At 73.4% G+C, this 17,363-nt stretch carries 19 protein-coding genes; 6 read left to right on the top strand and 13 right to left on the bottom strand.

Going from position 1 to position 17,363, the window contains the following annotated elements; all coding sequences use genetic code 11:
- The first annotated feature begins 86 nt into the window (after positions 1-86).
- Entirely contained in the window at positions 87-1,250 is a 1,164-nt protein-coding gene (locus ACFYST_RS35835; protein WP_387868581.1) for a serine hydrolase domain-containing protein, read from the top strand.
- A gap of 69 nt (positions 1,251-1,319) precedes the next feature.
- Here the strand turns inward: ACFYST_RS35835 and ACFYST_RS35830 are convergent, their stop codons facing one another.
- The 5 genes from ACFYST_RS35830 to ACFYST_RS35810 all read right to left on the bottom strand — a co-directional run bounded on the left by ACFYST_RS35830 (position 1,320) and on the right by ACFYST_RS35810 (position 5,823).
- A complete protein-coding gene (locus ACFYST_RS35830) occupies positions 1,320-2,000 on the bottom strand; it encodes a nicotinamide riboside transporter PnuC (protein ID WP_387642985.1) in 681 nt (226 codons plus the stop codon).
- A gap of 391 nt (positions 2,001-2,391) precedes the next feature.
- On the bottom strand, positions 2,392-2,826 hold the full coding sequence (locus tag ACFYST_RS35825; protein WP_387642984.1) for a riboflavin kinase: 435 nt from the start codon (positions 2,824-2,826) through the stop codon (positions 2,392-2,394).
- On the bottom strand, positions 2,819-3,367 hold the full coding sequence (locus ACFYST_RS35820) for a flavin reductase family protein (protein ID WP_387868579.1): 549 nt from the start codon (positions 3,365-3,367) through the stop codon (positions 2,819-2,821). The genes ACFYST_RS35825 and ACFYST_RS35820 overlap by 8 nt, the downstream gene beginning before the upstream one ends.
- A gap of 110 nt (positions 3,368-3,477) precedes the next feature.
- The gene (locus tag ACFYST_RS35815; protein WP_387642982.1) at positions 3,478-4,824 is read right to left on the bottom strand and encodes an NtaA/DmoA family FMN-dependent monooxygenase; all 1,347 of its coding nucleotides are present in this window, start codon (positions 4,822-4,824) and stop codon (positions 3,478-3,480) included.
- A 90-nt stretch (positions 4,825-4,914) separates the two neighbouring features.
- A complete protein-coding gene (locus ACFYST_RS35810; RefSeq protein ID WP_387868577.1) occupies positions 4,915-5,823 on the bottom strand; it encodes a ribokinase in 909 nt (302 codons plus the stop codon).
- A 209-nt stretch (positions 5,824-6,032) separates the two neighbouring features.
- Between ACFYST_RS35810 and ACFYST_RS35805 the strand changes: the two genes are divergently transcribed.
- A complete protein-coding gene (locus ACFYST_RS35805; protein ID WP_387868575.1) occupies positions 6,033-7,025 on the top strand; it encodes a LacI family DNA-binding transcriptional regulator in 993 nt (330 codons plus the stop codon).
- Between the two features lie 40 nt (positions 7,026-7,065).
- On the opposite strand, the gene ACFYST_RS35800 is transcribed toward ACFYST_RS35805, so the two are convergent.
- From ACFYST_RS35800 to ACFYST_RS35785, 4 genes are all read right to left on the bottom strand, one after another.
- Positions 7,066-8,025, bottom strand: coding sequence for an HAD-IC family P-type ATPase (locus tag ACFYST_RS35800; protein ID WP_387868572.1), 960 nt, complete (start codon positions 8,023-8,025; stop codon positions 7,066-7,068).
- Positions 8,026-8,088: 63 nt separating this feature from the next.
- Complete coding sequence (locus ACFYST_RS35795; RefSeq protein WP_387868571.1) at positions 8,089-8,610, bottom strand: universal stress protein; 522 nt, start codon at positions 8,608-8,610, stop codon at positions 8,089-8,091.
- Between the two features lie 54 nt (positions 8,611-8,664).
- Positions 8,665-9,681, bottom strand: coding sequence for an alcohol dehydrogenase AdhP (gene adhP / locus ACFYST_RS35790; RefSeq protein ID WP_387642978.1), 1,017 nt, complete (start codon positions 9,679-9,681; stop codon positions 8,665-8,667).
- Between the two features lie 160 nt (positions 9,682-9,841).
- Positions 9,842-10,705 (bottom strand): universal stress protein, encoded by an 864-nt coding sequence (locus ACFYST_RS35785; RefSeq protein WP_387868568.1) that lies wholly within the window; start codon positions 10,703-10,705, stop codon positions 9,842-9,844.
- 319 nt (positions 10,706-11,024) lie between these two features.
- Between ACFYST_RS35785 and ACFYST_RS35780 the strand changes: the two genes are divergently transcribed.
- Positions 11,025-11,873, top strand: a complete 849-nt coding sequence (locus tag ACFYST_RS35780; RefSeq protein WP_387868566.1) for a universal stress protein — start codon at positions 11,025-11,027, stop codon at positions 11,871-11,873.
- Positions 11,874-12,049: 176 nt separating this feature from the next.
- Here the strand turns inward: ACFYST_RS35780 and ACFYST_RS35775 are convergent, their stop codons facing one another.
- Positions 12,050-12,394, bottom strand: coding sequence for a suppressor of fused domain protein (locus ACFYST_RS35775; protein ID WP_387868564.1), 345 nt, complete (start codon positions 12,392-12,394; stop codon positions 12,050-12,052).
- A gap of 54 nt (positions 12,395-12,448) precedes the next feature.
- On the opposite strand from ACFYST_RS35775, the gene ACFYST_RS35770 reads away from it, so the two are divergent.
- Together ACFYST_RS35770 and ACFYST_RS35765 are read left to right on the top strand one after the other, a co-directional pair.
- Entirely contained in the window at positions 12,449-13,159 is a 711-nt protein-coding gene (locus ACFYST_RS35770; protein WP_387868561.1) for a LacI family DNA-binding transcriptional regulator, read from the top strand.
- 124 nt (positions 13,160-13,283) lie between these two features.
- Positions 13,284-13,739, top strand: a complete 456-nt coding sequence (locus ACFYST_RS35765; protein WP_387868558.1) for a hypothetical protein — start codon at positions 13,284-13,286, stop codon at positions 13,737-13,739.
- A 162-nt stretch (positions 13,740-13,901) separates the two neighbouring features.
- Here ACFYST_RS35765 and ACFYST_RS35760 read toward each other — a convergent pair whose 3' ends face one another.
- On the bottom strand, positions 13,902-15,038 hold the full coding sequence (locus ACFYST_RS35760; protein WP_387868556.1) for a hypothetical protein: 1,137 nt from the start codon (positions 15,036-15,038) through the stop codon (positions 13,902-13,904).
- Positions 15,039-15,079: 41 nt separating this feature from the next.
- Entirely contained in the window at positions 15,080-15,385 is a 306-nt protein-coding gene (locus ACFYST_RS35755) for a hypothetical protein (RefSeq protein ID WP_387642973.1), read from the bottom strand.
- Positions 15,386-15,545: 160 nt separating this feature from the next.
- On the opposite strand from ACFYST_RS35755, the gene ACFYST_RS35750 reads away from it, so the two are divergent.
- Entirely contained in the window at positions 15,546-15,980 is a 435-nt protein-coding gene (locus ACFYST_RS35750; RefSeq protein ID WP_387868553.1) for a hypothetical protein, read from the top strand.
- Between the two features lie 11 nt (positions 15,981-15,991).
- Here ACFYST_RS35750 and ACFYST_RS35745 read toward each other — a convergent pair whose 3' ends face one another.
- Entirely contained in the window at positions 15,992-17,170 is a 1,179-nt protein-coding gene (locus ACFYST_RS35745) for a hypothetical protein (protein WP_387868551.1), read from the bottom strand.
- Positions 17,171-17,363 lie beyond the last annotated feature (193 nt).

The raw sequence follows: 17,363 nt of genomic DNA, 5'->3' as shown, positions 1-17,363 counted from the left end.
GAGCGGGAATCTTCGTGGGGGAACGGTAGTTGGGGACTCCGGGTCGACATGCGGCCGGATGATCGAAGTGGACGGGGGAGACGGCCATGGCGTACCAGGGCGGTGCGGTGCAGGGCACGGTGGCGGCGGGCTTCGAGGGCGTGCGGGACGAATTCGCCGCCGCGCTGGGCGAGATGAACGCCTCTCCGGAGGCGCAGCTGGTGGTGCACGTCGACGGGCACCGGGTGGTCGACCTGTGGTCCGGCGACGGGACGGAGCCGGACACGCTGATGAACGTGTTCTCGATCTCGAAGGGCGCGGCGCACCTGGTCGTCGCCCTGCTGGTGCAGGACGGCGTGCTCGACCTGGACCGCGAAGTGTCCTCGTACTGGCCGGAGTTCGGCGCGCACGGCAAGGATCGGCTGACGCTGCGCGAGCTGCTCGCGCACCGCTCGGGCGTGCCCGGGGCCGACGGAGGCTTCACCGACGAGGAAATCGCCGACGACCGGGTGGTCGCGGCCCGGCTGGCGGCCCAACGGCCGTTCTGGGAGCCGGGATCGGCGTACGGCTACCACGCGTTCGTGATCGGCGCGCTGACCGGCGAGGTGGTGCGGCGGGTGACCGGCCGCTCGATCCAGCAGATCTTCGAGGAGCGGATCCGCGCACCGTACGGGCTGGACCTCTACCTCGGCCTGCCCGAGGAGTTGGAGCCGCGCCGGGCCGAGACGCTGCCGCACCTGCCGACGCCGGAGGAGGCCGAGCGGCTCGCGGCCCGCAAGCTCGACCCGAACAGCATCCTCGCCGTCGCCGGCAACCAGAACGGGCCACACAAGACGGAACTGGTGGACTTCGCCAACAACCCCACCGTGCGGGCCCTCGGGCCGGCCTCGTCCGGCGGCGTCGGCACCGCCCGCGGCGTGGCGGGCATGTACTCGGCGGCGATCGGCGAAGTGGACGGCCGGGCCCAGCTGTTGAAGCCGGAGACCATCACCGAATTCGCCCGCCCGCAGTTCCACGGCACCGACGTGATCACCGGCAACGAGGACGTCTTTGGCCTCGGCTTCGAGGAACTCACCGCCCTGTTCCGCCCGTTGGGCCCCGAAGCCTTCGGCCACAGCGGCGCCACCGGCTCCCTCGGCTTCGCCGACCCGGGCAGCGGCCTCGCCTACGCCTACACCCGCCGCCGCTTCGGCTTCCCGTCCCGCTACGGCGCGGGCCCGGAGAACCACAAGCTGATCGCGGCCGTTTACCGGGCGCTTCAGGCAAACTGACGCAGCATCAGAAGCGCAACAGGCCGGCTCCCGTGGGTGGGGCCGGCCTGTCGCGGTTGCGGGGGAGTGTCAGGAGCGACTCTCGACCTGGACGGCGGGCTCCAGCGGGGAGGCGATGTCCTGGGGCTTGCTGCGGGACGCCCAGTCGCGGATGCCCATCAGGACCATGACGAAGAAGATGCCGTAGACGATGCCGGAGAAGTACAGCTCCGAGTGGATGGCCAGCGGCACGCCGACCAGGTCCACGGCCAGCCAGACGAACCAGAACTCGATGTAGCGGCGGGCTTGGCTGTACATGGCGAGAATCGATCCGATGAAGATCCAGGCGTCGGCGAGGATCATCCACCACGGGGCGCCCGGGTAGAACGAGGCGTCCTTCCAGTTGAGCACCGCGCCGAACGCGGCAGTGCCGAGCACCATCGCGCCTATCAGCAGGGCGCGTTCGGTCCAGGTCGCCCAGCGGACGTTGATGACGCCTTCCTGCTCGCGGCTGCGCTTCCAGGTCGCCCAGCCCCAGGAGGCCGACATGATGATCACGACCTGCCGGGCGGCGTTGCCGCCGAGGTGCACGTTCAGGCTGGCGATCAACAGGAAGACCGAGCCGAGAATCTGGACGGGCCAGGCCACCAGCGAACGGCGCAGCGCCAGCCAGACGGTGGCGAGCGCGAGGATGTTGCCCAGGAAGTCGGACCAGTAGACGGGGAGTCCGAAGAAGCTGAACTGCTCGTTCAGCCAGTTGAATGCGCTCATTGCTCACACCTTTGTTCGTTCGGAGCGAGGAGGGGGAAGAGCGGCCGGGCCCTGCGAGGGAGGATGCGGGGGCGGGGCCGGCCGGGCACGCGGGCGTTGGGCGCAGACGTGGGTGTGGGGGTGCGGGTGCGTGCCGTGCAATGGGAAGGGGGGAGGGGGCGCGAGGAGGGGAAGAGCGGCCGGGCCCTGCGAGGGAGGATGCGGGGGCGGGGCCGGCCGGGCACGCGGGCGTTGGGCGCAGACGTGGGTGTGGGGGTGAGGGTGCGTGCCGTGTAATGGGAAGGGGGGTGGTCGGCCCCGCATCGGGGGAAGCGGGGGCGGGGCCGACCGGCTCGTGGGGTACGGGCCGCGAGGCCGTGCGTACCTGAAAAATAACGAAGTTGACGAAACGTCAGCTGAGCGCAGCGGCCCGAACGCGGCAGCCGTGCGCCGAGTCCAGCAGCGCCTCCGAGCGGCGGACGTCCGCCTTCACGGCGAGCAGTAGCTCGTCCACCGAGGCGAACCTGACGGTGTCCCGGATCCGGGCGACGAACCAGAGGGCGACGTGCTCGCCGTACAGGTCGTCGGAGGTGTCGTGGCAGTACACCTCGGTGTGGATCCGCGGGCCGTCCTCGAAGGTGGGGTTGGTGCCGATGCTGATCGTCGCGCGGTGCACGGCGCCGGAGGCCGGGCGGGCCAGCCAGCCGCTGTAGATGGCCGGTGGCGGGACGTCCGCGTCGGGGTCGGGGGAGATGTTGGCGGTGGGGAAGCCGAGGCCCCGGCCCCGTCCGGCACCGTGAACGACGGTGCCGGACAGGCGGGTTGGCGAGGGCGAGGGGTCAGGCATGGGGGGACAGCTCGCGGAACTGGCTGGTGTGGAAGACCAGCGGCTCCACGCCGGGGAACAGTTCGGCGGTGAGCAGCTCCATCAGGACGATCTCGTGGTCGCCGCCGTCGTACACCGCGCCGACCCGGGCGGTCAGCCACAGCGCGGCGCCCTCGATGAGCACCGCGCCGTCCGGCGTGGCCTGCCAGTTGGTGCCCTCGAAGCGGTCGCCCGAGCGGGCGGCCAGCCGGCGGCAGAGCGTGCCCTGGCCGTGGCTGAGCACGCTGAGCCCCAGCACCGGCAGGTCGGCGAGGCGCGGCCAGGTGGTCGAGGTGCGGGCCACGCTGACCGCGATCATCGGCGGTTCCAGCGATATCGACACGAACGAGCTCGCCGCGAACCCGTCCGGCGCACTGTCGCGCAGTGCGCCGATCGCGACCACGCCGGTGGGGTACGCCCCGAAGGCCTGGCGCAGCGTGGCCGCGCTCAGGTCGCCGGTCGGTCCGGGCAGCGTGGCCGCGCTCAGGTCGCCGGTCGTGCTCGGCCGAGCGGCCGTGCTCAAGTCACCGGCTGTCGTGGGGTGGTGGGCAGGAGTGGCCATGGCCGTCGTCGTCCTCTCGTCGCTAAATGGCGCGAATGGCGTGGGTGGCGTGGGTGTGCGGGCGGGGAGGGTCAGCGGCGGTAGCGGGCGGCCGGGTGGCTGGCCGGCAGGGCGCGGTCCTCGGCACCGGTCAGGCGCTCGCGCAGCGACTCGCCGTCCGTGTACTCGCCGCGGAACACGCCGCGCTTGCGCAGGATCGGCAGGACCGACTCGACGAACTCGACGGTGGAGGCCGGCTGCACGGGCGGCGACAGCAGGAAGCCGTCCAGGTCCGCGCCCTCGGCGAGCGCGCAGATCTCGTCGGCGATCTCCTCGGCGGTGCCGACCACGGGGCGGGCGCCGACGCCGTGGGTGTGCCAGTCGGCGAGCACGTCGCCGACCGTCTTGTCGGCGAACCGGGCGACCTGGGTCTGCGACATCTCGGTGGACAGCTCGCTCATCGGGGTGTCCGGCGCGTACGAGGACAGGTCCAGGCCGGTGAACATCGCGTACGAGGCGACGGTGACCTCCGGGCGCTGCGCGTCCAGGATCCGCTGCCAGCGGCGCTCGGCGTCCTGGGTGCTCGCGCCGACCACGCAGGAGAACGCCGACATGATCTTGACCTGGTCGGCGGCGCGGCCGGCCTTCACGGCCTCCTCGCGGATCGCCTTGGTGTGGCCCGCCAGCTGCGCGACGCTGCCGCTGCCGACGAACATGCACTCGCCGTGCCGCCCGCCGACCCGGCGGCCCGCCGGGGACGCGCCGGCCTGGAACAGCACCGGGGTGCCCTGCGGGGAGCGGGCGGTGTTGCCGTAGCCGTGCGAGCGGAAGTACGGGCCCTCGTGCTCGACCAGGTGCACCTTCGCCGGGTCGGCGAACCGGCCGGCCTTGTCCTTCTCCAGGGCGTCCGGCTCCCAGGAGCCCTCCCAGTACTTGTAGACCAGGTCGAGGAAGTCCTCGGCCATCGCGTACCGGTCGTCGTGCGCCACCATGTCCATCCCGAACGCCTTCACGGCGGTGTCGGCGGTGCCGGTGGTGACGATGTTCCAGCCCAGCCGGCCGCCGGACAGCTGGTCCAGGGTGGCCAGGCGGCGGGCGAACCCGTACGGCGGCTCCACCAGCACCGAACCCGTCACCACCAGGCCGAGGTCGGTGGTCGAGGCGAGCAGCGCCGAGGCGATCACGAACGGGTCCAGGCGCGGCAGGTCGAGGGTCTCCTCGGTGGCGATCGGCGGGCGCACCCCGTTGATCTCCGACCAGCCCCAGGCGTCCGCCAGGAACAGGAAGTCCAGCTTGGCGTCCTCGCAGAGCTGCGCGACCTCGCGCCAGTAGCCGAGAGTGTCGAACAGGTGTCGACGGCTGTCGGGGTGGCGCCAGGTGGCGGTGCCGCTCGCGTTGGTCTGGGCGTTCTCGAACAGTCCGAGCTTGAGGCTGCGCATGGGTGTTCTCCGTTGAACTGATGCTGCGGGTGACAGGAAAGTCTGTGGGACGTCAGTGAAATGACGGTAAATCAGGAAGGCGTGGGGGTGTCAGGGCGCAGTGGGGGAGTCGAGCTGCGCCGCGTACGGCATCGAGGACTGCGCGCCGAGCCCGGTGACGGCCAGCGAGGCCGCCCGGACGGCGCGTTCGGCTGCGGCGAGCAGGTCGGTGCCGCGGGCGAGGGAGTCGGCGAGTGCCCCGCAGAAGGTGTCGCCGGCTCCGACGGTGTCGACGGCTTCCACCTCAGGGGCGGGCAGATGGACGGCGGGCCGGCCGGGCTGCTTGACCAGCGCCCCGTCCGCGCCGAGCGTCACCACCACGGCCCCGCAAGGCAGTTCGGCGTTCTCCAGCAGTTCGCGGGCGCCGTCGGGGCCGGTCGGACGCTCGACGCCCAGCAGCGAGGCGAGTTCGCCCAGGTTGGGGACCAGGACGTCTACTGCCGCCAGCACCTCCCGCGCCACCGGGCGGGCCGGCGCCGGGTTGAGGACGACCGTGCCGCCCTGCTGTCGGGCCCGGAGCGCCGCGGCGGCGACCACCTCGGGGGCGATCTCGTGCTGGAGAAGCAGTACATCGCTTGCGGCGCTTGCCAGTTGCTCCGGCAGGTCGGCGATGGCGAGTGCCGCGTTCGCGCCCGGGTTGACCACGATGGTGTTCTCGCCCGCGCGGTCGACCACCACCGAGGCGATCCCGGTGCCGGCGTCCTCGGCCGGGAGCACCGCCGCGACGTCCACACCCTCGGCGGCCAGCGCCCGCAGGATCGGTTCCGCGTCCGCCCCGACCCGGGCCACCAGCCGCACCCGCGAACCGAGCCGGGCGGCCGCCACGGCCTGGTTGGCGCCCTTGCCGCCGACACCCTCCACGAAGCCCTCCGCGAGCACGGTCTCGCCAGGTCGCGGCAGGTCCTGAACGGTCAGCACAAGATCGCGGTTGACCGAACCGACGACGGTGATGGACGGCATCTGCGCTCCTTGGGAGCTCCTTGGGAGATCGATTTCCCACACTCTGGCCCAGCCCTCGCCGACCGTCAAGTACCCTCGTGCTGCGCATTCCGCCAGCTCGGACATACCGGTCCGCGGCCGCCCGATCCGAGACCGCGCCGACATCGTTTCGACACCGAAATCGTCGGCGCCCACCGCCGACACCATTCCCGACCGGGGAGGACCCCCACGTGACAGCGCCCCGACTCCTCGACGTGGCCGCAGCCGCCGGCGTCTCCCGCGCGACCGCGTCACGCGTCCTGGCCGGCACCCCGCGCAACGTCGACCCCGAACTCGCCCGCCGCGTCGAGGACGCCGCCCGCGAACTCGGCTACCGCACCAACCACTCCGCGAGAGCGCTGCGTACCGGCACCACCGGCACCGTCGGCGTGGTCGTCCCCTCCCTCGCCAACCCCTACTTCGTCCAGCTCGCCGACGCCATCGCCCAGCAAGTCCGCGCCGCCGGCGGGCAGTTGGTCGTCTCCGATGCCGCGAACTCGACGCAGATCGAGGCCGAACAGATCGAAACCCTGCTCGGCGGACGGGTGGACGGCCTGGTCGTCGTCCCCGTCTCGGCCGCCGCTTCCGGTCCCGCCGTCCGGGCCGCCGCCAAGCGCGCACCCCTCGTCCTGTTCGACCGCTGGGCCAGTGGCTCCGGGACGGTCGCGGTCACCCTCGACAACGCCGCCGCGATGCGCCTGCTCCTCGACCACCTCGACACCCTCGGCCGCCACCGGATCGCCCTGGTCGCCGCCGACCAGGCGTCCTCCTCCGGCGCGGAACGCCTCGCCGCCTTCACCGCCGCCCGCGGCGACGACGCCACCACCGTCCTGCTCCCCAGCTTCACCACCGACGCCGGCCGCACCGCCGGGCGGCGGATCGCCGCGCAACGGGACGGCATCGACGCCGTCGTCTGCGGCGCGGACGTCCTCGCCGTGGGCCTGGTCTCCACCCTGCAGCGCTCGGCGGTGTCGGTGCCCGGGGAGATCGCCGTCACCGGGTTCGACGACACCGAGATACTCGAACTTCTCGACCCGCCGATCACCTCGATCCGCCACCCGCTCGCCGCGATGGCCGAACGCACCCTGACCCTCCTGCAGTCCCCCGCGCGGGAACGGACCGAGACCGTGGAGCGCTTCGTTCCGCAGCTGGTCGTCCGGGCCTCCACCGACGCGAACGCCTGACGGCGCGCCGGGCGGGCCCGGCCCAGGTCAGCGGGCCGGCTCAGGTCAGCGGGCCGGGGTGGCTGAAACGGCTGGCCCTGCGGTGGAGGCGGTGGGCCTCCTGCCGGTGGCGGGGTGCGCGCGGCACCGCCACGGTGGTGGGGCGGGAGAAGAACCACCGTTTGACGCCCTCGATCAGGACGAGGTAGACGACGACCATCGTCACCAGGGCGAGGAAGAAGGCGGGCGGCAGAGCCGTGAATCCCAGCGTCGCGGCCAGGGGCGAGAGCGGGAGCGCGACGCCCAGGGCCACCACGCCGAGCGACGCGGCCAGCAGCGGGATGCTCGGGCGGCTGCGCAGGAACGGGATCCGGTGGGTGCGGATGGCGAAGATCACCAGCGTCTGGGTGGCGAGGGATTCCACGAACCAGCCGGAGCGGAACAGCTCGGGCCCGGCGTGGAAGACGCCGAGCATCACCCAGAAGGTGAGGAAGTCGAAGAGCGAGCTGACCGGGCCGAAGCACAGCATGAAGCGGCGGATGAACGAGATGTCCCAGTGCGCGGGCGCGCGCAGCTGCTCCTCGTCGAGCCGATCGGTGGGGATGGTGAGCTGGCCGGTGTCGTAGAGGAGGTTGTTGAGCAGGATCTGCGAGGGCAGCAACGGCAGCACCAGGGAGGCGCCGGCGGCGCTGAACATGTTGCCGAAGTTGCTGGAGGTGCCCATCAGCACGTACTTGATCGTGTTGGCGAAGATCCGCCGGCCCTCGGCGAGCACGCCGAGGTCCTTCTCCAGCAGGACGGCGTCGGCGGCGTCCTTGGCCACGTCGGTGGCGCTGTCCACGGAGACGCCGATGTCGGCGGCGTGCAGGGCCAGCGCGTCGTTGACGCCGTCGCGGAGGAAGCCCACGGCCCGGCCGCTGCCGCGCAGGGCGCGCACGACGCGGGCCTTGTCGTCCGGGGAGACCCGGGCGAAGACGGTGGCCCCGGCGGCGGCGTCCTGCTGCCCGGCAGCCGGACGCACCGGGCCCGGCCGGGTGAGGGTCCGGTGCGTCCGGCTGGAACTCCTGCCAGCCGGGGCTGCGGGTCAGTGACCGGCGGTCGGCACGTCGGCGTGCTCGGCGCGGGCGGTGTCCCGGTGCTCGGTGTCGCGGGCGGTGTCCTGGTACTCGGTGTCCCGGACGACGACGACCGGGCAGGTGGCGTGGTGGACGCAGTGCTGGCCGACCGAGCCGAGCATCGCCCCGGTGAAGCCTCCGTGGCCCCGGCTGCCGATGACCAGGAGTTCGGCGCCCTTGGCGGCGTCCAGCAGGACGCGGGCCGCGTTGCCGCGCTCCACCCGGCGGCTGATCTCGACCGGGTGGGCCGGGTCCTTCTCCTCCTCGGTGACCTGGGCGAGCGTCTGCTCGGCGGCCGTGGTGAAGTCCGCGTCGGTCAGCGTCATTCCCCAGCCGTAGATGGCCGGGAACTCCCAGGTGATCACCGCTTCCACGGCGGCACCCGTCAGGGCCGCCTGCCGTACCGCCCAGCGCAGGGCGGCCCGGGACGACTCCGAGCCGTCCACTCCCACCACGATGCGCCGCTGCGCCGTGCTGCCGGTCCCGTTCATGCTGGTGTCCTTCCGATCGGTGGGTTGTCGGGTTGCGTGGTTGCGCGGTGCGGTTCAGCCGCGCAGGTCGAAGACGAGGCGGGCGGCGACCTTGCCGTCCAGGACCTCGGTGATGCAGGCGTTGACGTCCTCCAGGCGGCGGCTCTCCCGGATCACCCGGGTGCGGCCGAGGGCGTGCAGGGCGAACACCTCGGCGAGGTCCTGGCGGGTGCCGACGATGGACCCGACCACCTTGGTGCCGTTCAGCACCGTCTCGAACACCGGCAGGGTCAGCTCGCCCTCGGCGGGCAGCGCGACCAGGACGAGGGTGCCACCGCGCCGCAGCGCGCCGTACGCGGCGCGGAAGGAGTCGTTGCTGACGGCGAGGGCGATCGCCGCGTCCGCCCCGCCGAGCCGCTGCACCTCGGCGGCGACGTCCTGGACCCGGGCGTCGATCACGTGGTCGGCGCCGAGCTCGCGGGCGAGGGCCAGCTTGTCGTCGGTGACGTCGACCGCGACGGTCTCGGCGCCGAAGATCCGGGCGTACTGCAGCGCCAGGTGGCCGAGGCCGCCGATGCCGGAGACCAGGACGCGCGTGCCGGGCCGGGCGCCGGAGACCTTGAGCGCCTTGTAGGTGGTGACGCCGGCGCAGGTGAGCGGAGCGGCGTCCAGCGGGTCGACCCCGTCGGGGACGGGGACGACGTAGTCACCGTGGGCGACGGCGTACTCGGCGTAGCCACCGTCCACCGAGTACCCGCTGTTCTGCTGGCGGGTGCAGAGGGTCTCCCAGCCGTCCACGCAGTGGTCGCAGCGGCCGCAGGCCTCGGCGAGCCAGGGGATGGCGACCCGCTCGCCGACCCGGACGTGCCGGACGTCCGCGCCGGTCGCCTCGACGATGCCGACTCCCTCGTGCCCGGGGACGAACGGCGGGTTCGGCTTGACCGGCCAGTCGCCGCGGGCGGCGTGGATGTCGGTGTGGCACAGCCCACAGGCCTCCAGCCGGACCAGCACCTGGTGCGGTGCCGGGGCCGGCACCGGCCGGTCCTCGATGACGAGCGGTGCGGTGAAGTCGCGGACGACGGCGGCCTTCATGGTGTTCCTGCCCTTCGTACGGAACGGCGGCGGTTTCCGGTCCGCGCCGGTTCTGCTGTGTCTCCATCCCACCGCCCGGGCCCGCCGTTCACAGGGGTCGAGCGGTGCACTCGCGGCGGGCTGAAGGTCCCGGGCCGCCGAGGGCCGCTGGTCACCGGGGCTACGCCGGGTCGTGCGGGACGACCGCCACCGGGCCGTGGGCGTGGTGGACGACCGCGTGTGCCAGATGCCCCAGGTGCGGCGCGGCCAGCGGATGCGCGGGGGCGCGCCGGCCCAGCACCACCAGGGCCGCGCCGCGCGAGGCCTCCAGCAGGGCCCGGGACGCGCCCCAGCCGGTCACCTCCGCCACCGTGCGCACCTCGGGGAACTTCTCCTGCCAGGGGGCCAGCGCGTCCTGCAGGCGGACGGTCTTCGCCTCCACCAGCGACCGCCGGATCTCCGCCGGTTCGATCGGGGCGTCGGTCCGCAGCGGCCCGTGCGGCTCGGCCCCGCCCTCCAGGGCCCGCAGCACGGCCCCGCGCCGGGCGGCCTCCTCGAAGGCGAACCCGAGGACGGCGCCGGACGGCTGCTCGCCCCGCATGCCGACCACGACCTCGCCGGGGCCGTCCGGGTCCGCGGCGCCTCCCGGCACCAGGACGACCGGGCACCGCGCCTCCGCGGCCGTGCGCAGCGCGACGGAACCGAGGAGCCGCCCGGCGAGCCGGCCCGATCCCCGGGAACCGAGCACCAGCAGCCACTGCTTCTCACCGGCGGCGGCCAGCACGGACCACGGCTCGCCGGGGACCGCCTCGCAGGAGACGTCCAGCCCCGGCAGGGCGTGCACGAGCTCGGCCCGGAGCGTCGTCGCGAACTCCGGCAGCGCGTGCCCGGCCGGTTCGCGGTGCCCGAAGGCGCTGCCCGACGGTGACGCCACGTACAGCAGCCGGAGGGCGACGCCGCGCCGGAGCGCGTCGGCCGCCGCCCAGCGGGCCGCTGCGGCGCTCTCGGCAGAGCCGTCGACACCGGCCACGACGGAATCGCACATGGGAGGACCTCCAGGGGGTGCGGATGGTCCGGGCGGCGGTCCGCCCGGCCTCGTGCTCCCGTCAGCGTCGCCGCGGCCCCGGCCGTCCGGACAGGGGTCGGAAGCCCCCGGCGGGTCCCGAAGGTCCCGCAGGCCGTCGCCCGTCCGGGACGGCCTCGCCGGACCGCCCGCACCGGCCCCCGACCGGGCGGGACCATGGGCCCGGCCCGGGGGCCGGGCAGGCACTGGACTCGGAGGGTGCACCTCGGCCAGGATGATCATGGACCCCCGGCGACCACGCCCGGGGCCGCCCCGAGCAACGGAGAGCAGGGACACCGCCATGGGCACGTTCGTTCTGGCCGGCACCGACGGTTCGGCCGAGAGCACCGCCGCAGCGCACTGGGCGGCCGACGAGGCGCTGCGCCGCGGCCTCGCCCTGCGCCTCGTTCACGCCTGGACCTGGGAGGACGACCTGCACACCGACCCCAGCCAGCCGGAGTCCGTGCGCACCCTGGCGGAGCGGATGCTGGCCGACACCGCGCAGCAGGTGCGCGAGGCCCACCCGGGGCTGGAACTGCACACCGGCCTGCTGACCGGCGGCGAGCCCGCCGCCGACCTGGCCGCCGCGGCGGCCGAGGCGGAGCTGCTCGCCGTCGGTTCGCTGGGCCTGGGCCGCTTCGAGGGCCTGCTGGTGGGGTCGATCGGCCTCGACGTCGCGGCGCGCTGCGAGGTGCCGGTCGTGCTGGTACGGGCCGCGCAGCCGCAGCCGGGCGAGGCCCCCGGCGAGGTGGTCGTCGGGATCGACACCCACGCCCCGGCGGACGCCGTCGTCGAATTCGCCTTCCGCGCGGCCGAGGCCCGCGGCGCGGTGCTGCGCGCCGTCCACGGCTGGACTCCGCCCCCGGTCTGGGGCTACGCGGGCGGGGTGGCGCCGGCGACCGAGGCCGAGCAGTTCCGCGTCCTCGAGGCGGAGCTGCTCACCCAGGCGCTCGGCGTGTGGCGGGCCAAGTACCCGCAGGTCACGGTGGTCGAGGACAGCCGGATCGGCAGCGGTGCCGGGGCAGTGGTGGACGCCTCCGCCGGCGCCGCCCTGGTGGTGGTCGGCCGCCGCCGCCACCGCCTGGGCCGGGTCGCCCACGCGGTCAGCCACCACGCCAAGTCGCCGGTCGCCATCGTCCCCCACGACTGACCCGCCCCACCCGCCCGGCGGGTGTCCGGACAGCAGAACGCCCCGCTCGGCCAACCGCCGTGCGGGGCGCTTTCGCTGCCCGGCCGCCGGTCGGGCCCGGGCCTCGTCGACGATGCCCGTTATCAGCGTAACTGCCTGACGGAGCGTCAACTTGCTGTCCCCTGGCCCTGGTTGAATCACACCACCGACGGTCGGCGCGGGTCCGTCGGGTCGATCGCGTGCTCGTCGAAGAGCTGCTCCAGCGCCTCGTGCCCGTGCGCGCGACGGAAGGCGATCTCGGCGGACGTCACCGGCAGCAGCCACAGCACGCGGGCCTCGCCGCCACCCGGCAGCGGGCAGTGCTCCAGGGCCGGGCCGTGCAGGTACGGGAGGCTCAGCAGCAGGTGGTCGCAGGCCGAACCGGGCAGCCACGGCTCACCGATCGGGAAGCTGTGCTCGATGCCCAGACGGTGCGACGCGTGGTAGGACGCCACCATGGTGAGCAGCTCGGCGAAGCGCGGGTCTTTCCCCGCCGCGGTCAACACGAACTCCAGCCCGCGGCCGTCGCCCAGCAAGTCCGCGCCGCCGGCGGGCAGTTGGTCGTCTCCGACGCCGCGAACTCGACGCAGATCGAGGCCGAACAGATCGAAACCCTGCTCGGCGGACGGGTGGACGGCCTGGTCGTCGTCCCCGTCTCGGCCGCCGCCTCCGGTCCCGCCGTCCGGGCCGCCGCCAAACGCGCACCCCTCGTCCTGTTCGACCGCTGGGCCGGCGGCTCCGGGACGGTCGCGGTCACCCTCGACAACGCCGCCGCGATGCGCCTGCTCCTCGACCACCTCGACACCCTCGGCCGCCACCGCATCGCCCTGGTCGCCGCCGACCAGGCCTCCTCCTCCGGCGCGGAACGCCTCGCCGCCTTCACCGCCGCCCGGGGCGCCGGCACCACCACCGTCCTGCTGCCCAGCTTCACCACCGACGCCGGCCGCACCGCCGGGCGGCGGATCGCCGAGCAGCGCGACGGCATCGACGCCGTCGTCTGCGGCGCGGACGTCCTCGCCGTCGGCCTGGTCTCCACCCTGCAGCGCTCGGCCGTGTCGGTGCCCGGGGAGATCGCCGTCACCGGCTTCAACGACACCGAGATACTCGAACTCCTCGACCCGCCGATCACCTCGATCCGCCACCCGCTCGCCGCGATGGCCGAACGCACCCTGACCCTCCTGCAGTCCCCCGCGAGGGAACGGACCGAGGACGTCGAGCGCTTCGCCCCCCAACTGGTCGTCCGGGCCTCCACCGACGCGAACGCCTGACGGCCTGCTCCGGCCCTGGGCAGGGGACTTGAGTATCCGTACTCAGGCAGGGCCGGTCGGGGGCGGACGAAACTGTTCGGGCACGTCGGGATTTCGGAACCCGACGGTCTCGGAGGGGAAAATCATGAAGCGTACGACTTTCGCGTGGGTCGCTGCAGTGGCGGCACTCGTGGTGGCGGCGGGCCCGGCGGCCGCCGGACAGGACGGGGAGCCCGACCACGGCATGCCCGGCACGGGCGAGATCCTGCCGCACCCGGGGCCCGACGGCCTGATCTGGATCCCGGACTGGATCGGCAACGGTGGAGCCGTCACCGGCGGCGCCAGCCCCAACGGCCTGCCGGTCGTCGTCACGGTCGGCTGCCAGGGTGGCAGCGACGGCGCGGGTGAAGTGCGGGTCACCTACCGGCCGGAGTATGGCGACACCACCCCCGTGAAGTTCACCGTGCCCTGCCCCGCCGACACCGTCGGCCGCGGCTCGGCCGTGGTCACGGCCGAACAAGGCCGGGCCTTCTACGTCGGGGTCTTGACCTCGGCCCCCGACGTGCACTGGGGGCTGACGGTCGCGCAGCCGGAGTCCTGACCCGGCAACCCGGGCCGCACCGAACTCCGGCTTCGGCGCGGCCCGGCGCCCGGGCCGTCTGCTCCCGGCCACCGGATCGCCGGGCCGACCGTCAACCGGCGTGCAGCGAGCCGATGTGACGGTGCGTCAGTTATGCACCCTCGTCCGGCCGGCGGATCGGGCTCATGGCCGCATCGGGGCGGCGGGGGCGGCCTCGGTCACCACGTCCAGGGACTCGGCGTCCCAGCCGGCGGTGCCGTCGGTGAACACGAGGTTCTCCTCCAACTCCCCTTCCGGCGAGGCCTCTTCCGTCCCCGCCAGGAACACCGCGACGTCGTCGTTCGGAGCGGGCGCGGCGCCGACGGGGTGCACTGACAGGAGTGCCAACTCACCGTTCGCGCGAGCGACCAGCAGTTCACCGCTCGCGGTGGCGGCCAGCGCGGACACCGGGACGCCGTCCGGGTGCGGGTGTTCGGTGGACTCCCGTGCCTCGACGTCGAGTTCGAGCAGCGAACCGGTGGGCGTGCCGATCCACAGCACACCGGGCCGGGCGTCCCAGGCGAGGTTGTGGTGCGGCCACGCCTCGGACGGGTCCTCGGCGAGCGTCGTCGTCAGGACGTTCCGCAGCGAGGGGAACGCGAACACGTCCAGCGACTCGACGTACGCGTTGCCCCGGACGGCGAGATGCCGCCCGTCCGCGCTGAACAGCGGCGTGTCGTAGCCGTCGACGTGCAGGATCAGCGCGTGCCGCTGCACCCGCATGCCGCCGTCGGTGCCGCCGGGCCGGGCGAACAGGCAGAAGGTGGCGGACTGGTCGCTGACCAGCGTGACGAGGAGCTCCCCGGACGGGTGCGCGCCGACCCCGGTGTCCCAGTACGGGCCCTTGGCGGTGGCGCCGGTGGCGAGATCGAGAACGTCCGAGGTGTCGCCGGACGGTTTCGCCCACAGAGTGCGGCCGTCCGGGCTGAACGCCAGGTGGTGGTAGACGGCCGTGACCTGCTCGGGTGCCGACGGCCCGTCGGGCGTCCAGCGCGTCAGGGTGGAGCCGTCGGCGACGACGAGCAGCGGCTGCTCGGGATGCCACGCCAGCGGGGGAGGGACGTTGGCGCGCCACCGGTCGGCCGGGTCGAGTTCGGGCGCCAACCCGAGGTCCACCGGGGTGAGTTCACGCAACCGCCCGCCGTCACAGTCCCAGATCCGGACCAGCCGGCTCTCCCGGGCAGTACCGGCCACCAGTGGGAGCCGGGGGTGGCGGGCGAGCTGCTCGACGGGGCGCCGGCCGTCGGCCGACAGGTGGGCCAGCAGGGCGAGTTGGGTCATAGCGGCACCGTAGTGGCCGGGCGTGACACCAACACGGCGTGCTACGCGGGAAGGTCATGGCCCATCGCCCGCAGGACATCGGCGAGCCACACCAAGTGGTGCCCCGTCGCGCGATCCTGGTCCGCCAGCAGGGCCGTCAGATGCTGCCATGACTCCGAGAGCTGCCCGATCGTCAGGATCTCCGGATCCCTGGCGACGTCGTACAGCGCGTCCGAGGGGACGGACCAGAAGTACTCCTTGTCCAGGAGGACGGAATCACCCGCCGCGGCGGCTTCCACGCGGCTCAGCAGCACGTCGAACGACTTGCGCAGGTCGGCGAGGGAGATGGACAAGGGCTCACCAGTCATGAGCGCCATTATGGCGGACCGGCGTCAGAGCGCCGCGGTCGGCCGGGTCGAACTCGGGCGCCAACCCGTCCTCCACGGGAGTGAGTTCGCCCAACCGCCCGCCGCCGCCGGTTCAAATTTTCCGGGCGCTCTGACCGGGCCGTCTGTCATCCTCGGGCGCGTGCCAGCCCGTAACCGCCGCCTGCCGCGGCACCTGTCGTGGCCGCTCACCTCGACGGACGTCTGCTCCGCCCTCGGTGAGACGCCGTCCAACGCCCTCATGCTCCACTTCGACAACGTTCCCCGGACGGATGGAACCCTCCTCCGGGCGTCGTGGATGCCACCGATCGGCTCGAACTACGGCACCGGCCTGTGCCCCGACATGTGGTCGAGCGTCTGGATCACCATCGCCACCGTCCCGAGCGGAGAACGGGCCGCCGCCCGCCGGATCCTGCGCGAGCAGGTACTCCCCGCACTCCGGGAGTGGGTGGACAAGGCCCGGCACGGGTCCGAAGCCTGGGCGCTGAGCAGGCACAGCATCTCCTGGCGGCTCGTCGACCAGTCCCTTCACCTGAGCCGTGATCAACAGCCGTACCAACCGGTCGAGCTTCCCTGAGACCGCCGTCCTCAGGGCGTCTGTGCGCCCCGGAACTGGTTCATGTTGGCCTGGATCTGGAGCCAGGTCGGGTCGGCGGGAGAGGCCTCGGTGACGGTGGTGAGGTCGTCGTCGGTCCAGGTGCGGGTGCCGTCGGTGAGGAGCAGGTCGCTGTCCTCGGGGGCCTCCTCGGTCGCGGCGAGGAAGCTTGCGGCGTCCTCGGCCGCGGACCCGGTGGCGGGCGCCGGGTCGTGGTGCGCCGACAGGAGGACCAGTTCGCCGCTGTCGAGGGCGAGCAGCAGTTCGCCGTTCGCGGTGGCGGCCAACGCGGTGAGCGGGGCGCCGAGTCGCAGGTCGTGTTCGACGTCCGACCGGGCCTCGACGTCCAGTTCGAGCAGCGTCCCGTTGGGGGTGCCGATCCACAGCAGGCCCGGAGCGGCGCCGAAGGCGAGATTGTGGCGCGACCACTCGCCGCCGCCCTCGGGCTCCTGGAAGGAGGTGCGCAGCACGCGGCGCAGGGACGGGAAGGCGAAGACGTCGACCGATTCGGTGTACGCGTTGCCGCGGATCGCGAACAGCCGCCCGTCGGGGCTGAACAGCGGGGTGCCGTAGCCGTCGCAGTCCAGGACCAGCGTGTGCCGTTGCACCCGCATCGCACCGCCGTCCGGCTGGGCGAACAGGCAGAAGGTGGCGCCCTGGTCGCTGGCCAGGGTGGCGACGAGCGCGCCGGAGGGGTGGGTGGCGACGCCGGTGTCCCAGGGCCGGGCGGGGCCGGTCACCGCGCCGGTCGCGGGGTCGAGGACGTCCGAGCCCGCCCACTCGTCCTCGGCGGACGGCGTGGCCCACAGGTGTCGACCGTCCGGGCTGAACGCCAGCACCTCGTACGCGGTCGCGGCCGGAAGGCGCACCGGATCGGACGGGCCGTCAGGGCTCCACCGCAGCAGCGACTCCCCGTCGGCCACCAGCAGCAGCGGCTCCTCCGGATGCCAGGCCACCGCCGGCGGCGCGTCGTCCCCCCAGGGGGTGCTGCCCGGCTCGACGTCGAGCGAGGCGAGCTCACGCAGCTGCCCCTCGCCGCAGTCGTAGACGCGCACGGTGCGGCCCTCGGTCGCCGTACCGACCGCCAGCGGCAGGCGCGGGTGGCAGGTCAGCCGTTCCACCGGGTGGTCGGCGTCGTCCGACAGGCGGGCCAGTACTGCGAGTTCGGTCATGACGGCAGGTTAGGCCGCGCATCCGACAGCCGGCGCCGAAGAAATGCGCTGGCCCCACCGACGCGCCGTGGGTCAAGGTGGGGCCCGATGACGACCGGCAACGCTCCCACGGGTGAGGGCGCCCCCGAACCCGACTGGTACAACGACGACGAGCCGGGCCGGCGCTACGCGCACCCCGACGACCTGCTGGGCT

It is taken from the genome of Kitasatospora sp. NPDC004614, from assembly GCF_042873675.1.
GTDB lineage: Bacteria > Actinomycetota > Actinomycetes > Streptomycetales > Streptomycetaceae > Kitasatospora.
Note: the sequence above shows the minus strand (reverse complement) of the source record. Positions and strands in the feature narration are given on the sequence as shown.

Bases quoted from the DNA above. Each gene is read 5' to 3' on its own strand.
- ACFYST_RS35835 (WP_387868581.1), top strand. From the start codon at position 87: ATGGCGTACCAGGGCGGTGCGGTGCAGGGCACGGTGGCGGCGGGCTTC.
- ACFYST_RS35830 (WP_387642985.1), bottom strand. From the start codon at position 2,000: ATGAGCGCATTCAACTGGCTGAACGAGCAGTTCAGCTTCTTCGGACTC.
- ACFYST_RS35825 (WP_387642984.1), bottom strand. From the start codon at position 2,826: ATGCCTGACCCCTCGCCCTCGCCAACCCGCCTGTCCGGCACCGTCGTT.
- ACFYST_RS35815 (WP_387642982.1), bottom strand. From the start codon at position 4,824: ATGCGCAGCCTCAAGCTCGGACTGTTCGAGAACGCCCAGACCAACGCG.
- ACFYST_RS35810 (WP_387868577.1), bottom strand. From the start codon at position 5,823: ATGCCGTCCATCACCGTCGTCGGTTCGGTCAACCGCGATCTTGTGCTG.
- ACFYST_RS35795 (WP_387868571.1), bottom strand. From the start codon at position 8,610: ATGAACGGGACCGGCAGCACGGCGCAGCGGCGCATCGTGGTGGGAGTG.
- adhP (WP_387642978.1), bottom strand. From the start codon at position 9,681: ATGAAGGCCGCCGTCGTCCGCGACTTCACCGCACCGCTCGTCATCGAG.
- ACFYST_RS35785 (WP_387868568.1), bottom strand. From the start codon at position 10,705: ATGTGCGATTCCGTCGTGGCCGGTGTCGACGGCTCTGCCGAGAGCGCC.
- ACFYST_RS35780 (WP_387868566.1), top strand. From the start codon at position 11,025: ATGGGCACGTTCGTTCTGGCCGGCACCGACGGTTCGGCCGAGAGCACC.
- ACFYST_RS35765 (WP_387868558.1), top strand. From the start codon at position 13,284: ATGAAGCGTACGACTTTCGCGTGGGTCGCTGCAGTGGCGGCACTCGTG.
- ACFYST_RS35760 (WP_387868556.1), bottom strand. From the start codon at position 15,038: ATGACCCAACTCGCCCTGCTGGCCCACCTGTCGGCCGACGGCCGGCGC.
- ACFYST_RS35755 (WP_387642973.1), bottom strand. From the start codon at position 15,385: ATGACTGGTGAGCCCTTGTCCATCTCCCTCGCCGACCTGCGCAAGTCG.
- ACFYST_RS35745 (WP_387868551.1), bottom strand. From the start codon at position 17,170: ATGACCGAACTCGCAGTACTGGCCCGCCTGTCGGACGACGCCGACCAC.